The organism is Trinickia sp. (assembly GCF_057351765.1).
The window spans coordinates 1-14,042 of the sequence record NZ_JBMRBK010000029.1; the positions used below are offsets into that span (position 1 = coordinate 1).

14 protein-coding genes are annotated in these 14,042 nt (G+C 61.3%); 7 read left to right on the plus strand and 7 right to left on the minus strand.

What is annotated here, in order from left to right; all coding sequences use genetic code 11:
- The first annotated feature begins 258 nt into the window (after positions 1-258).
- The 3 genes from ACO1XS_RS07280 (at position 259) to phbB (ending at position 2,200) form a co-directional block, all read left to right on the plus strand.
- Positions 259-456, plus strand: a complete 198-nt coding sequence (locus ACO1XS_RS07280) for a hypothetical protein (RefSeq protein WP_331566537.1) — start codon at positions 259-261, stop codon at positions 454-456.
- 239 nt (positions 457-695) lie between these two features.
- Positions 696-1,271, plus strand: a complete 576-nt coding sequence (phaP, locus tag ACO1XS_RS07285) for a TIGR01841 family phasin (protein ID WP_486390329.1) — start codon at positions 696-698, stop codon at positions 1,269-1,271.
- A 185-nt stretch (positions 1,272-1,456) separates the two neighbouring features.
- Positions 1,457-2,200, plus strand: coding sequence for an acetoacetyl-CoA reductase (phbB, locus tag ACO1XS_RS07290; protein ID WP_486390330.1), 744 nt, complete (start codon positions 1,457-1,459; stop codon positions 2,198-2,200).
- A gap of 29 nt (positions 2,201-2,229) precedes the next feature.
- On the opposite strand, the gene ACO1XS_RS07295 is transcribed toward phbB, so the two are convergent.
- Positions 2,230-4,347: a D-(-)-3-hydroxybutyrate oligomer hydrolase gene (locus ACO1XS_RS07295; RefSeq protein ID WP_486390331.1), complete on the minus strand. Its 2,118-nt coding sequence runs from the start codon at positions 4,345-4,347 to the stop codon at positions 2,230-2,232.
- Between the two features lie 327 nt (positions 4,348-4,674).
- Here ACO1XS_RS07295 and ACO1XS_RS07300 point away from each other — a divergent pair, with 327 nt between their 5' ends.
- Complete coding sequence (locus ACO1XS_RS07300) at positions 4,675-5,112, plus strand: YciI family protein (RefSeq protein WP_331566519.1); 438 nt, start codon at positions 4,675-4,677, stop codon at positions 5,110-5,112.
- A gap of 66 nt (positions 5,113-5,178) precedes the next feature.
- On the opposite strand, the gene ACO1XS_RS07305 is transcribed toward ACO1XS_RS07300, so the two are convergent.
- Entirely contained in the window at positions 5,179-6,294 is a 1,116-nt protein-coding gene (locus ACO1XS_RS07305) for a 3-deoxy-7-phosphoheptulonate synthase (protein WP_486390332.1), read from the minus strand.
- Positions 6,295-6,595: 301 nt separating this feature from the next.
- Between ACO1XS_RS07305 and ACO1XS_RS07310 the strand changes: the two genes are divergently transcribed.
- Positions 6,596-7,291 carry a phosphatase PAP2 family protein gene (locus ACO1XS_RS07310; RefSeq protein WP_440560572.1) on the plus strand — a complete coding sequence of 232 codons (696 nt, stop codon included), beginning with the start codon at positions 6,596-6,598 and terminating at the stop codon, positions 7,289-7,291.
- 27 nt (positions 7,292-7,318) lie between these two features.
- Here ACO1XS_RS07310 and ACO1XS_RS07315 read toward each other — a convergent pair whose 3' ends face one another.
- From ACO1XS_RS07315 to ACO1XS_RS07325, 3 genes are all read right to left on the minus strand, one after another.
- Positions 7,319-7,549, minus strand: coding sequence for a hypothetical protein (locus ACO1XS_RS07315; RefSeq protein WP_331566515.1), 231 nt, complete (start codon positions 7,547-7,549; stop codon positions 7,319-7,321).
- Entirely contained in the window at positions 7,546-8,793 is a 1,248-nt protein-coding gene (locus ACO1XS_RS07320) for an alkaline phosphatase family protein (protein WP_331566513.1), read from the minus strand. The genes ACO1XS_RS07315 and ACO1XS_RS07320 overlap by 4 nt, the downstream gene beginning before the upstream one ends.
- Positions 8,794-8,878: 85 nt before the next feature.
- Entirely contained in the window at positions 8,879-9,766 is an 888-nt protein-coding gene (locus tag ACO1XS_RS07325; RefSeq protein WP_331566511.1) for a LysR substrate-binding domain-containing protein, read from the minus strand.
- Between the two features lie 102 nt (positions 9,767-9,868).
- Between ACO1XS_RS07325 and ACO1XS_RS07330 the strand changes: the two genes are divergently transcribed.
- Complete coding sequence (locus tag ACO1XS_RS07330) at positions 9,869-10,858, plus strand: zinc-dependent alcohol dehydrogenase family protein (protein ID WP_486390333.1); 990 nt, start codon at positions 9,869-9,871, stop codon at positions 10,856-10,858.
- A gap of 103 nt (positions 10,859-10,961) precedes the next feature.
- Here the strand turns inward: ACO1XS_RS07330 and ACO1XS_RS07335 are convergent, their stop codons facing one another.
- Positions 10,962-11,855: a LysR family transcriptional regulator gene (locus tag ACO1XS_RS07335; protein ID WP_331566507.1), complete on the minus strand. Its 894-nt coding sequence runs from the start codon at positions 11,853-11,855 to the stop codon at positions 10,962-10,964.
- A gap of 91 nt (positions 11,856-11,946) precedes the next feature.
- Between ACO1XS_RS07335 and ACO1XS_RS07340 the strand changes: the two genes are divergently transcribed.
- The gene (locus ACO1XS_RS07340) at positions 11,947-12,723 is read left to right on the plus strand and encodes an NAD(P)H-dependent oxidoreductase (protein ID WP_331566595.1); all 777 of its coding nucleotides are present in this window, start codon (positions 11,947-11,949) and stop codon (positions 12,721-12,723) included.
- 54 nt (positions 12,724-12,777) lie between these two features.
- Here the strand turns inward: ACO1XS_RS07340 and ACO1XS_RS07345 are convergent, their stop codons facing one another.
- The gene (locus ACO1XS_RS07345; RefSeq protein ID WP_331566505.1) at positions 12,778-13,833 is read right to left on the minus strand and encodes a GGDEF domain-containing protein; all 1,056 of its coding nucleotides are present in this window, start codon (positions 13,831-13,833) and stop codon (positions 12,778-12,780) included.
- Positions 13,834-14,042: the final 209 nt, after the last annotated feature.

The window sequence follows — 14,042 nt, forward strand, 5'->3', positions numbered from 1 at the left end:
AAGGCGGTCTGGCTACAACGGCAAAAAACCCTCATAAGTAATTTTATATTCATATTTGAAAGAACTGACGAAAGAAAACGCCAGACAAATTAAAAAATACGGGAGGGATTTGCAATTCAATGTTGTCAGGTTATGATGGCGCATCGTAAGGATTTCCTGAGCGTTCGCAAGCAAAAGCGCAGGAAAAGTTGCTGCCATATATCCGCTGAATGGGTAACTAGTGCCCGACACACAGGCGGACCGGATCGAGGAGACGACATGCTGAGCCCCCATGAGTTCGCCACCCTGATGCTGATCAAGCATGCGCCCGACCAGATCGAACTGGACCGCGCCGAACTCGACACGCTGTTGCAACAGCGCCTGATATCAATCGAAAGTCTTCCGTCGGGCCATCCTCGTCCTCATGTGACGAACGAAGGGGCATCTTTCCTCATGGCCGTCGCGCGTAGGCGCTAGAGATCGCGGCCGACGCTGACGCACCCGGCTGCGGCGGCGGCCACCGATGAACACGTAATCGAAGCATCTTTTATTCGACTTGAACGCGTAGTGCCTCCATGTAGCAAGCCTCCGAAGTTTGATGACGCATGCCGCCTGGCAGGCGCCGTTGCGCTCCGGACAATTTATTTCCGCCGTTCAACGAACTATTCGATCCATATGGTTTCGCGCGGCGGGTTGAGCCCAAAGGAATTTCAATAATGGTTTTATCGAGTCCCGAGCAAATTGCCGCATCTCAGAGTGCCGGCCTCGACGCATTCTTCGGTTTAACCGGCAAAGTCTTCGAGTGTGTCGGAAAACTGGCCGCACTGAACATGCAGGTCGCCAGGTCCACGATGACCGAGTCGCAGGAGAACCTGACGAAGGCGCCCGGCACGACAGACTTGCAGCAATGGTTCGCACTGCATGCTGGTTTCACAACGCCTTTCGCCGAAAGATCGTTGTCTTATGGCCGTCAGTTGTTCGACATTGCTTCAACCGCGCAGGCTGAGGTCGCTCAACTCGCGCAGTTGCAATACGAACGCTATAACGCACGCATGCACGAACTCATCGACGAAGCGGCGAAGAGCGCTCCCGCCGGCTCCGAAGCGGCGATCGTCGCGTGGAAATCCGCGCTAAGCGCCGGCGCCACGTTGCGTGAATCGTTGCATAAGACGAGCCAGCAGGCCGTGGAAATGGCAGGGAGCAATCTGGAAGCCGTGACGGCTTCAGCATCCAAGGTCGCCAAACGAAGTGCCGCGGACTGGGCTGCCGTGGTCGCGAGCGGCAAGCGCTGAGCGTGAAGCACTAAGCACCAAGCATCGCGCGGGCAGCCAGGCCCGCGTGATCGGGTTCCTATCTGAATGCGGGATTTCGTTTATCCGTTCTGGATAAGGCGTTCCGCATTTCAACGCATTCCATTTTTGACTGAAGTAGTGCTGCGCCGCATGTCGGCGCGGCTGGTATTTGTGAGGACGATTCGATGGCGAAGCAAATAGCGATAGTAACGGGTGGCATGGGTGGGTTGGGCGAGGCTATCAGCATCAAACTGCATGACGCCGGTTATGCGGTCGTTGTGACCCATTCGCCCGGTAACACGGGGACGAACGAGTGGCTCGCACGCATGGAAGCGGAGGGGCGACAGTTCCGCGCGTATTCGGTCGACGTCGCGGACTACGACTCGTGCGAGAAATGCGTGGCACAGATCAAAACCGAAGTCGGACCGGTCGACATTCTGATCAATAACGCAGGCATCACGCGCGACGCCAGCTTCAAAAAACTCGATAAGGTCAATTGGGACGCGGTAATCCGTACCAACCTCGATTCGATATTCAATATGACCAAGCCTCTGTGCGAGGACATGGTCGCGCGCGGCTGGGGCCGCATCGTCAACATTTCCTCGGTCAACGGTTCGAAGGGATCGGTCGGTCAGACCAACTATGCGGCGGCCAAGGCGGGCATGCACGGATTCACCAAATCGCTCGCGTTGGAAGTGGCTCGCAAGGGCGTAACCGTCAATACGATCTCGCCAGGCTATCTCGCCACCAAGATGGTCACCGCCATTCCGCAGGAGATCATGGATACGAAAATCCTGCCGCAGATTCCGGCTGGCCGTCTCGGCAAGCCGGAAGAGGTGGCTGCGCTGGTCTGCTACCTGTGCTCAACCGATGCCGGTTTCGTGACCGGAGCCAACATCGCCATCAATGGCGGGCAGCATATGTGTTGAGCCAAACGCGTCGTGGATCGACCGCGCCATCAATGCGGTACTTGCACCGTGCCGTGGTGTTCCTCGATCGCATTGCTGCCTGGCTTGTCCACGATGGCCGGTAGATTGGCGACGCCGAGCGCCGGCGCGGCGCCCGGTGTACCGCCGCGCGGCACGGTCCTGACCACTTGCGAAGGCGGCAGCGGGGCACCGTTTTTCAGGTGGGCCCACATGAGATTCAGCGCTTGCAGGTAGTAGTAGTGCACGGGCACGAACCGCGTATCGAAGCCAGGCACCCCGAGGAATGCGTCGAAATGTTGGCCGTTCGTCACCTCGTACAACGCAAGCTGGCTATGCGGTTCGCGAACGCTATTGGCTGCAAGATAGGCGCGCGATGCGTGATTGATCGGCACGAGCGCATCGCTGCGGCCCTGTACGATGACAGCCGGCTTTCCATGCAGTTGGGCATTGACGCGTATCGCGTCGACGCTTGCCGTCATGCGCGGGTCTTGACCGGTCCATAACGCGCGCAAGCACGCCGCGCCGGCGAAGCTCGCATCCGCTGTTGCAAGGCGATGGTCGGCCCCTCCCGGCGGCACCGGGTTATAGACGAGATTGATGCCATTGGTAGGCGGTACCCCATTCCCCAGGCCGAACACCGTTGGCATCGGCGAAGCAGCCGGCGGAAAACCGGCGGCACCCGTCGCCGGATTCGTCGTGCCGAAACTGAATCCGCACAGATTGTCCGTCACGCTCGAACGCGTGTAGGCGTCGGCATAGGTGACGGCAACGGCCGGTACGGCCTGCGAGTCCCACATCGGCGCGTGCAGCACGTCCGAATCGGCCTCGTAGCCGGCCGCATGAAGCCGGGCGAGCGCATCGGTTGCCTGTGTCTGGGTGTCACTGCCATTGACCATTCCCGCTGCCGCCAGCGACGCGCAGCGCGCTGTCCGAATCGCGGTTGTCGTCGCAACGGGCAAAGCGGTCAGATAAGGCGCGCCGGCCGCCGCGGGCGCCAGTGCGGCACAGGGTTCGAGCAGATTCGCGAGCGTCATATAGTCCGCGAGCGGCTTGCCTGCGGCGGCGATAAGCTGGCCGCCTTCCATCACGCGCGCCCGCCCCGGCATGCGAACGTTGATTTGCGGCTCGCCGACGACAACAGCCGTAATCCATCCACGCCTGTCTTGCTCGGCCGCCGCCAACGCGGCCCCACCACCGTTGCTCACCGACGCGGCGATCGTCGTGATACTGCCCGGCTCGTAGCGCACCCGGTGATCGGACGCATCGGCGACCGGTGCGAACTGCCGATTCAAAACCCAGTAAGCGAATTGGACTGCCGCAAGCGTATCTCTGCCCCAATCCGCTTCCGGATTTTGCTGCGAATGCGCATGCTTGAACGCATATCGATTCGGAAATGCCTGATTGAATGCGGCACGGTCTTTCGACGAGACATTCGCGGTGAACAGGCTTTGGGTGCCGGCCGCCGTTGCGTCGGCCAGCAGGCCGTCGATCAGTGTCACACGATTCGTCATGAGTTCGTGCGCGCCATTGCCCGTGCCTTTGTCCGTATAAGCGACCGCACAGGCGCGCTTGAGGCCCCACTCGCCGGCAGCGGAGATGGCACCGTAGACACCGCGCGAGCCCGATGACGTTGCCGTGACAATGCAAGGATTCGCGGGATCGAAGCTGTTTGGCACTTGAACGAGCAGCGTCACATTGCGCCGGCCACTGCCGTCGTCGGCGTAGGCCAGGTATTCGGTGCCCGCGATTTTGCCTTCGCCGAGCGTGTCGTTCCCGTTCAGATCGACGTTAGGCCCCCAAAATTGCCCGTAGCCGCCTGTTGCCGTCATGTCGACGAGCGCCCGATAGTTCGACCAGATGGCAAGCCGCCGCAGCTCCGCTGCGCTTGGGTGGGCCGGATCGGCAATCGCCGGCGCGGGACCCGCCAGCCCTGTCTTGCCGAGGCCTGCGGTCAGCAAATCGTCGGTGACGCCGTCGTATGAGGTCACGCGAAGGCTGTCCGGCACGATGAACGCGGGCAGACGGTTGTGTACACGTTGGCTGGTATCGGACTCGTCGGCCGTTGCAGGTAGAGCCAAGGCGGCACCGGCTAATGCGGTACCGAGAATTACTGCTGCACTCCAAATCGAAATCGGAACATTTCGCATCTGAGTCTCCAATGCAGAGCAGTCGTTTTCAGTCATTTTGGCGGCGGGGGGCGCCAGCCGAGAATGTAGTCGTTCCGGGCGCAAATTGGCAGCCAAATTTTCGTGGTGTTCGACCGGCCCGCCGTTACGCTATTAGCGCCTGCGTATTTCGCGCGAACTCCGTGAAGCATTCGGCTGGGCAAAGCCCCTTTTTCGCGCGGAGCGAACCGCGATGTCGATTTCGACCGCCGCCGTTCGTCGTAGCATCAAAGGCGTAACGAGCGGCCGACGTCATGAGAAGGCGAAGGCTGCTACGCCTGTCGATCATCCACCAGAGGAGATAGGACAATGCGAGTCATGGTAATCATCAAGGCGTCGAACGAATCTGAAGCGGGGAAGATGCCGAGCACCGAGTTGTTGACGGCGATGGGCGAATTCAACGAACAGCTCGTCAAAGCCGGCATCATGCTGGCCGGCGAAGGCCTGCATCCGAGTTCGAAGGGCAAGCGCGTTCATTTTTCCGGGCGCGAGCGAACCGTAGTCGATGGACCGTTCGCCGAGACCAAAGAGCTGATTGCCGGCTTTTGGCTCTGGGAGGTGAAGTCGATGGATGAGGCGCTCGAATGGGTCAAGCGCTGCCCGAAGCCGATGGAAAGCGACTCGGACATCGAAATCCGCCCACTTTTCGAAGCGTCCGATTTCGGTGAGGAGTTCACGCCGGAGCTGCGGGAGCAGGAGGACCGAGTACGCGGGCAGGCCGACGAACTCGCCAAGCGATCGCGTTGAGGCGTGGGGGCAACGCCGGACTCTCTCCGGCGTTGCGCGGGTTGCCAGGCCAGGCCTGGCCCTGGATCAGCCTCGCCGGCGACGGACGGCCTCGGCCAAAGCATCGAGCACGGGTTCGGTTTGCGCCCAGCTCAAACACGCATCGGTGATCGAGACGGCATGTCGCAACGCCATGCCGGGCTTGAGATCTTGACGTCCTTCCTCGATGTTGCTTTCGATCATGACGCCGACGATGCGCTTTTCGCCACGCGTGAGCTGCTGCGCGAGATCGTCTGCCACGTCGCGTTGGCGCAAGTGCGATTTGCCGGAGTTGGCGTGCGAGCAATCGACCATGACCTGTTCACGGAGCCCCGCTTTGCGCAAGACCGTGCAGGTTTCCTCGATTGCGGCGCTATCGTAATTGGGCCCTTTCTTGCCGCCGCGCAAGATGATGTGCGCTGTATCGTTGCCGCGCGTTTCAAAAATCGCGGCCATGCCCATTTTCGTCATCCCCATGAACGCATGGCTCGCGCGCGCGGCGACGATGGCATCCGCGGCGATCTGAACGCCGCCGTCCGTGCCGTTCTTAAAACCGATGGGGCAGCTCAGTCCTGACGCGAGCTGGCGATGGCTTTGGCTTTCGGTCGTACGCGCGCCGATCGCCCCCCAGGCGATCAGGTCCGCGATGTACTGCGGGCTCAGCAAGTCGAGGAACTCGGTGCCCGCCGGCAGCCCGAGCGCGTTGACGTCGAGCAGCAGCTCGCGGGCACGCCGCAGTCCTTCGTTGATCCGGAAACTGCCGTCGAGGCGCGGATCGTTGATATAGCCTTTCCAGCCGACCGTCGTGCGCGGTTTTTCGAAATAGACGCGCATGACGACGAACAGCTCGTTTTGCAGCGCGTCGGCCGCGCGCTTGAGCATGTGCGCGTATTCGAGCGCCTGATCGTGATCGTGGATGGAACAGGGACCCACTACCGCCAGCAGGCGATCGTCGCGCCCATGCAGGATGTCGCCGATGGCCGTGCGGCTTTTCTCGACGAGCGCCTGTATATCGGGCGCGACCGGCAACTCGTCCTGGAGCAGCGCCGGCGAGATGAGCGGGCGCACCGCGCCGATGCGCACGTCGTCGATGCGGGTCGTGTCCTGCGTTGTGTCCGCCACTCCGACTTCCAGGTCGTGCAGCGGGTTGTCGATATGTTTCAAGTTGGCCTCTCTCAAGCTTCAATGGCAGTCCGGGATTATGGCACTGCGGCGTTCGCGTCCGAAACAAGATCGCCAAACACGCGCACGCAACGGTGTTTTGAAAGGCATTCGTAACATTTCTGTGCGAGGCGCCGCGCGCCCTCGGACCAGCACCTGAACCGCCGTTTATTTACATTTTTGTGTCGATTTCGCGGTGATACGTTCGGCATGCCTCCGCGGGGGGAGGCCCGAAAAAAACGCCCAATCCACCGAGGAATGTGGGTCAATCGGACAATCCAGGAGAGCGATCGGAATGATCGGAATGAACGGTTTCGATACGGCCATACAAACATACATGACGCAGCATGCGGTGCATTGGGTATTGTTCAACCATGCGGTGAGAGTGGTTGCGGGGCTCTATACGTTCAAAGGCTTCGTTTTGATACCGATGTTGTGGTGGATCTGGTTCCATCCGAACGAACGCAAAGAGTGGGATCGCGAAATGGTGATCGCGACGATCGCGAGCGGCCTGTTGGCGCTCGCCATCGGTAGGTTTCTCGCCCACTATCTGCCTTACAGGGTGCGGCCGGTTCACAATCCCGCGTTGCACCTGACGTTCCCGCCCGCGGGTTTGAAAGATCCGGCGTTTAGAACCTGGGGTTCATTCCCGAGCGATCACGCGATGCTCTGGGTCTCGGTGGCGACGGGCATTTTTCTCATGCGCTGGCGGCTCGGTCTTTGTGCGCTTTTCTACGCGGTGTTTTTTATTTGCTTGCCGCGCGTTTATCTCGGTCTTCATTATCCGACGGACATCATTGCCGGTGCTGCGCTTGGGGCAGTCATCACCTGGCTGATGACGAGAGAGTCGCTCAGGGCGCGTTTTGCGCGGCCATTGCTCGACGCGATGCAGCGCTTTCCAGCGCTGGGTTACACCATGGCATTTCTTTTATGCTTTGAGCTCATCACGCAGTTCGATGAGCTACTGATGTTGGGGCAGTCGCTTTCGAAGGCGATATGACGTGCATGCGACGCGCTCGCGTTCTTGCTAGCGGGCGTGTCGCCGACGATTGCGCTCGTGCATGAGCTGCGGCATCAATTCCTCGATGTAGTGCCTCGCATGTGCGCGTGTGTGCACCTGTGCAAAGCGCCGGTGCGCCGCCTCGCGCCCAACGAGCGCGATATGGCCTTTCCTGAGCACATGAAGGAATCCCATCAGGCTGCTGCCGTCGGGGACGTGTTCATCGTCGCGCGGATCGGGGGAGGCGGTCGGGGTCATGAGCCAATCCTTTGTGGGCAGTCGTTACGGCACGTCGTCGTGACGAGCGTCAGCAGGTCTTTGGCGTGGCGGTCCCGATCGGTCAGCGGCGCGAGGCCGAACAGGCGCTCCAGCGTTGCAGGGATCGAACTGTGGTCGTAGACCGTCTGATCGACATGTCCCCGAGCGACCCACGGCGATACGACGATCGCTGGAACGCGTACCCCATAGATGTCGAAGCCGAAGCCGCTCGCGTTCAGCGTTGCAGACGCGCCGTCGTTCGGCGGGACGGCGGCGCCCGGTTTGACCGAATCGTAAAAGCCGCCATGTTCGTCATAGAGGATGACAAAGAGGCTGCTGGTCCATAGCGGTGAGTTGCGGATGGCGTTATAGATGCGCGCGGCGAGCCGGTCGCCCCCGGCAAGGCCGTCCATCGGATGCTGCGAGCTGCCTCCTTCATAGGTGTCGTGCACGATGTCGCCATAGCACGGTTCGATGAACGTGTAGCGCGCGGTATAGCCCGCCGCGAGGTCGGCTTCGAAGTGGGCGAGATCCTCGACATCGAAAAATTCGATGCCCTTTAACGAAGCCACCTGCGGCACGTGGCCCAGGGGCGGTCCCGACTGATCCTGATAGAGCCGGTAGTTGCCTTTGCCCAGCGCATCGAAGATCGAACCCTTGGGATAGGGGAAACCGTTAGTCGTTTCCCATTCCGCCATTTCCTGCCTGGTTGGAGAATGCTCGAGCCCGGCGGACGAGGCGCCATGCAGAAAAAAGCGGTTCGGCCACGTCGGCCCGGGCATCGATGCGTGCCAGCCGTCGCATAGCACGAATTCGCTCGCCAATTCGAACAGCGTCGGCGCTTGCGTGCGAATGTCGACGCCCTGCATGACTTTGCCGACATCGGCCCCGGATAGTCGCGCGCCTTCGGCACCCGTCCTTGCGTAGTTTGCAACGAAGCCGGAGTTGTCGATGGCCGGATACGGTTCGCCGGCGCGATACTGGACGCCGGCGCCACATAGTTGCTCGACGACATCCGCGAACTCGTGACCTGGATCCGTCGGCATCTGAGCGGGCGCGCCGCCGCCAAACGCATATTGCATACGCTCGTAGGTATTGGTGTCCTCGGAGTTGGCCGCGACGATGCCGGGAATGCCCGACAGCGCGAACAGATGATCGAACGACCGGTTCTCGAGCATCAGCACGAATACGTGCCGGATGGGGGACGGCGCCTGCGGCGATGCGGTGATTGCGGCTGCGTTCATAGCGCCTCTTTTACGGTTCGTCGAAGATGGGGCGGAACGGGGCGGGCACTGCGTGGCACTCGATTGTAGTGCAGACGTTGCAGACTTAGCCGAATGTTTCGGTAATGAAATCGACGAAGCTGCGCAGTTTCGGCGTGGGGCGGCGGTCCGGCGAGAAAAGCAGGTGCATCGGGCGCGCCGGTGTTTCGTATTCGGGCAGCAACCGCACGAGCCGTCCGGCCTCGACATCGTCGCGCAGCAGCTCCCATGGTTGAAGAATGATGCCGAGACCCTCGAGTGCGGCCATCCGCAATGCTTGCCCATTATTGATGGCAAGCCGGCTTTTGACCTGCACCATGTGGCGTCCATCGGGTCCGGTGAATTCCCATTCAGCAATCGGCGGACGGGCCCAGTAGGTGAAGCCGAGGCACTCGTGATCGGCGAGGTCTCGGGGGTGCCGGGGCGTGCCGCGCTCGGCGAGATAGGCGGGCGCCGCGCACGGCAAAAGCCGATACGGCGCGAGCGCTCGTGCAATCAGCCCGGAGTCCGGCAACTGCGCCACACGGATCACCGCATCGTAGCCTTCATCGACGAAATCGACGATCCGGTCGCTCAACGTGAGATCGATCTGCACATCCGGATATTGACGCAGGTACCGCGCGAGCATGGGCGTGAGGCTGTATGCGCCAAAGCTGACCGGCGCGTTGACGCGCAGCTTGCCGCGCGGTGTGGCTTGCAAATTGGCGGCGAGCGCGTCCACGGCATCCATCTCGGCCAGCACCGATTTGCTGCGTTCGTAGAAGGCCTGCCCGGCCTCCGTGAGGCTCTGGCGGCGCGTCGTCCGATTGATGAGGCGCATGCCGTAGCGTTGTTCAAGCAGACGCACGTGTTTGCCAACCATCTGGGAGGACAGCCCGAGCGCCGCCCCCGCGGCCGCGAACGAGCCGGTTTCCGCGGCCTTGACGAAGACGGACATGCTCGCGAGTCGATCCATGATTCGAAACCACCTGTTTCGATAGATGCGTTGAACGCGCGATTTATCGCGCCGATGCGTCGAATTATATTGAGTCCTCCTAAATTGGACAGGAGATCGATCATGTCACGTGTCGTGCGATTTCATCAGAATGGCGGTCCCGAAGTTTTGAAGATCGAAGAAGTCGACGTACCTGCGCCGGGCCCCGGTGAGGTGACGCTGCAGGTCAAGGCCATTGGGCTCAACCGGGCGGAGTCGATGTTCAGAACGGGACGGTATGTCGAAACGGCCGTCTTTCCGGCACGGCTGGGCTATGAGGCATCCGGTGTCGTGACCGCGCTCGGTGCGCGCGTCGAGAATGTGGCGATTGGCGATGCTGTCGGTGTCGTGCCGCCGTCTTCCATTACGCGCTGGGGCACCTATGGCGAAACGATCAACGTACCGGCCGACTTCGTCGTGAAGCACCCGGCAGGGCTCGACTGGGTGCAGGCGAGCGCGATCTGGATGCCGTATGTAACGGTCTGGGGCGCGCTCGTCGACATCGCCAAACTTGGGCCGAAGGATGCCGTGATCGTGACGGCTGCATCGAGCAGTGTCGGCATTGCCGCGATTCAGGTCGCCAAGCTGGTTGGCGCGACCGTGATTGCGACGACGCGCACGCATGCGAAGCGCGATGCGCTGCTCGGGTGCGGCGCTGACTTCGTGATCGCGACGCAGGAAGAGAGTCTGGCGGAACGGGTGAAAGAGATCACGAAAGGGGCGGGGGCACGCGTCGCGTTCGATCCCATCGCCGGTCCGATGCTGACCGAGCTGGCGGACGTGGTATGCAACGATGGCATCGTGCTCGAATATGGCGCGCTGAGCCCGGAGCCCACCGCCATGCCGCTTTTTGCCATGCTGAGCAAGCGGATCGTGGTTCATGGCTATACCTATAAGCGCGTCATACTCGACGCTCAACGCTTTGCCGAGGCGAAACGCTTCATCCTGGCAGGGCTTTCATCGGGGAAACTGAAACCGGTCGTCGATCGGACGTTCGCATTCGACGATATCGTCGAGGCGCATCGCTATCTCGAATCGAACGAACAGTTCGGGAAAATTGTCGTGACGGTTTGAGGGTTCGCCGCGTTCGCTGCGTTTGGGGCTGTCCAGTTCCCGGACGCGGCAAACGCCCGAAGGCTGCACAGATGCGTAGCAGCACCGACAGAATGGGATAGACCTAAACCGAACCCGCAATATACTCACGCAGCCAGCGATGCGCTGGATCCCGATGCGAGCGCTCGTGCCAAAGCATCATCATCTCGTAGCCAGGTACTTCCAGCGGGGCTTCGACGATACGCAACACGTCCGTGTTTTGCACGAGGCGCGCCGGCAGCATCGCAACGAGATCGGTATTGGCCAGCACCGACATCACGAACGTGAAATGCGGCACGGAAAGCGCGACGCGGCGCGCCATGCCTTTCGCGGCCAGCGCTTTATCGGTGGCCGCGTGAAAACCACCGCCATCCGGCGACACGATCACATGCTCGAGCGCGCAGAACTGCGCGAGCGTGAGCCGTCTTTTGAGGCGCGGATGTCCCTGCCGGCCGACGAGCACGTATCGCTCCGCAAAGAGCAGGCGGCTGCGTAAGCCGGCCGGTGCATTGTCACGCGTATGGAACGCGAGATCGATCAGCCCCTCGGCCGCCTGCCGCGCGAAGTCCGCGGGCACCATCTCCACTACCGCGAGCCGGGTGCCCGGTGCTGCCGCGCGCAGACCGCTCAGCACCGGTAGCAAAACGGTCATTTCGCTGTAGTCGGTGGCGGCCACGCGCCACGTGTGGTCGGCCAGAGCCGGGTCGAACGGTGCCGCCGGCGAGATGGCATGTTCGAGCGCTTCAAGAGCACGCCGCAGCGGCTCGCGCAACGCCAGTGCGCGAGCGGTCGGGCGCATGCCGCGCGCGCCCGGCAGCAGCAGCGGATCTCCGAATATCTCCCTGAGTTTGGCCAGATGGACGCTGACCGATGGCTGAGAAAGATGGAGACGCTCAGCAGTTCGTGTGACGTTGCATTCCGAAAGAAGCACGTCCAGCGTCATCAGTAGATTCAAATCGAGCTTGCGGAGATTAACCACGCTAATACCTGAAATCAATGGAATTCATTTCCATTATGCCCCGGGTGACCACTATCCTGCCGACATTCCGCCAATCGAAAAAGGTGCCGTCATGAATGTCCTGATCGTCTATGCCCATCCGGAGCCCCAGTCGCTGAATGGCTCGCTCAATCGTTTCGCCGTTCGTCACCTGCGCAACACAGGGCATGAGGTGCAAGTCTCCGATTTATATGCGATGAAGTGGAAGGCGACCCTGGATACCGATGATTTCGTCGATCTCGAGCCGGGCGCTCGCTTCACCCCCTCGCTCGCTTCAAAGCATGCGTTCGAAAGCGGTACCCAACCGGACGACGTCGTCCGTGAGCAAGAAAAACTGCGTTGGGCGGATGCGGTCATTTTCCAATTCCCGCTCTGGTGGTATTCGATGCCCGCGATCATGAAGGGCTGGGTCGAACGCGTCTATGCGTACGGGTTTGGCTATGGCGTGGGCGAGCACTCGGATCGACGTTGGGGCGACCGCTTCGGCGAAGGTGTCATGGTGGGCAAGCGCGCGATGCTGATCGTGACGGCAGGCGGCTGGGAGTCGCATTACAGCGCTCGCGGCGTCAACGGGCCGATAAACGACCTGCTGTTCCCGATTCATCACGGCATCCTGTACTACCCCGGCTTCGATGTTTTGCCGCCGTTTACGGTCTTTCGGACCGGCAAGATCGACGAGGCAAGGTATGCGTCGATATGCGACGCGCTGCGTGGCCGCCTCGACGAACTGTGGACCGCCAAGCCGATTGCGTTTCGCCCGCAAAATGGAGGCGATTACGCTATACCCGAATTGACGCTGCGTGACGAGGTCGCGCCGGGCCAGTCGGGTTTTGCGGCGCATGTCGCATAGAGCGGAGAGTTCAGGCGCACCGCACTCTCGGCAAGAACTCGAGGCGAACGGACATCAGGGCGCGGCGTTCGATGCGGGAGCCGCGAACGCATAGCGGCTCTTTCCTGTGCGCTTGACCTGATACATGGCTTCGTCGGCCGCGGCAATGAGCCGGTCGTGATCCCGGATCGGATCGGGACAACTGGCGATGCCGATGCTCGCGGTCACGAAGCCGACGCCCAGACGGTCCGCCGTCTCGCTCACCGCTTTCATGAGTCGTTGCGCGATCGCGGCCAATTGCGTTTCGTTCACGAACTCCTGCACGAGCACGGCGAATTCGTCTCCACCGATGCGCGCCACTACATCGGTCACGCGCAGCACGTGCTGAAATTGGTTGGCCACGGCGACGAGAAGCTCGTCGCCGGCACGATGCCCACGCGTATCGTTGATGGCTTTGAATCCATCGAGATCGATGTAGAGGACGGCAAACTTTCGGGGCCGGCCGTTCTCGGCCGCCTGCGCCGACTTTGCCGCGGCGACTTCGATCGCATCGAGCAGTCTGCGCCGATTCGGCAAGCCAGTCAGGGCATCGTGCAATGCGGCTTGCTTGAATTCCCGCGATTCATGGGCCAATTGCCGATTGCGCGCGGAATACATGACGAGCGCAGTCATCAGCGCGCCGAAGAGCACCGCGGAGAGCACGATCAGTGCATCCGCCACGCGCGAGAGCCGTGTGCGCATATCCGCTGTGGTGCGATCGCGCTGGGCGCGCCAGTACGCAGCCGTGAAATCGAGCAGTGTGCGCGTATCGTCGAGCGTGGCGCTGGGCGAAATCGCGGACTCGGGAATGCGCGACGTCTCGAACGGGCTTGCATTCACGAGTGCGGCAAGCGTTTTCAGACGGTTGTCGAGACTGGCGCGTGCAGCTTGATAGGCAGCGGCGGAAATATCGTCGATGTCTCGCGTTTGCGTGGCTTCGCTGACGGTGGTGCGGGCCGCTTCGGCGCGTTCGATCGCTTCGAACACGAGCCCCACGTATTCCTGTTTCAACTGATCCGAAAAGATCGCCTTGATTTGCAGTGCCAAAAAGAAAAAGCCGATCAGAAGAAAACTCAGCGAGGCAATCGCCATGACGCGAGGGCCGGCCCGCAACCGCGGGGCGGGGGCGTTCCCGTCCCAAGGGCGCCATGGTGGCGGCGCGCTATGGGCGACCGAAGGCGTCTGGCTGACGTCGTGTGCCATGGTGGCGATAGTTGGACGGACGGAAAAACGCAGCGATCTTCCTAAAGGGATTGCGGCTCGTCTTGGCGTGGGCCGGCGCCTCGGCGCGCGTGGATACC

Coding starts and splice junctions, on each gene's coding strand:
- ACO1XS_RS07280 (WP_331566537.1), top strand. CDS start 259: ATGCTGAGCCCCCATGAGTTCGCCACCCTGATGCTGATCAAGCATGCG.
- phaP (WP_486390329.1), top strand. CDS start 696: ATGGTTTTATCGAGTCCCGAGCAAATTGCCGCATCTCAGAGTGCCGGC.
- phbB (WP_486390330.1), top strand. CDS start 1,457: ATGGCGAAGCAAATAGCGATAGTAACGGGTGGCATGGGTGGGTTGGGC.
- ACO1XS_RS07295 (WP_486390331.1), bottom strand. CDS start 4,347: ATGCGAAATGTTCCGATTTCGATTTGGAGTGCAGCAGTAATTCTCGGT.
- ACO1XS_RS07300 (WP_331566519.1), top strand. CDS start 4,675: ATGCGAGTCATGGTAATCATCAAGGCGTCGAACGAATCTGAAGCGGGG.
- ACO1XS_RS07310 (WP_440560572.1), top strand. CDS start 6,596: ATGAACGGTTTCGATACGGCCATACAAACATACATGACGCAGCATGCG.
- ACO1XS_RS07315 (WP_331566515.1), bottom strand. CDS start 7,549: ATGACCCCGACCGCCTCCCCCGATCCGCGCGACGATGAACACGTCCCC.
- ACO1XS_RS07320 (WP_331566513.1), bottom strand. CDS start 8,793: ATGAACGCAGCCGCAATCACCGCATCGCCGCAGGCGCCGTCCCCCATC.
- ACO1XS_RS07325 (WP_331566511.1), bottom strand. CDS start 9,766: ATGGATCGACTCGCGAGCATGTCCGTCTTCGTCAAGGCCGCGGAAACC.
- ACO1XS_RS07330 (WP_486390333.1), top strand. CDS start 9,869: ATGTCACGTGTCGTGCGATTTCATCAGAATGGCGGTCCCGAAGTTTTG.
- ACO1XS_RS07340 (WP_331566595.1), top strand. CDS start 11,947: ATGAATGTCCTGATCGTCTATGCCCATCCGGAGCCCCAGTCGCTGAAT.
- ACO1XS_RS07345 (WP_331566505.1), bottom strand. CDS start 13,833: ATGGCGATTGCCTCGCTGAGTTTTCTTCTGATCGGCTTTTTCTTTTTG.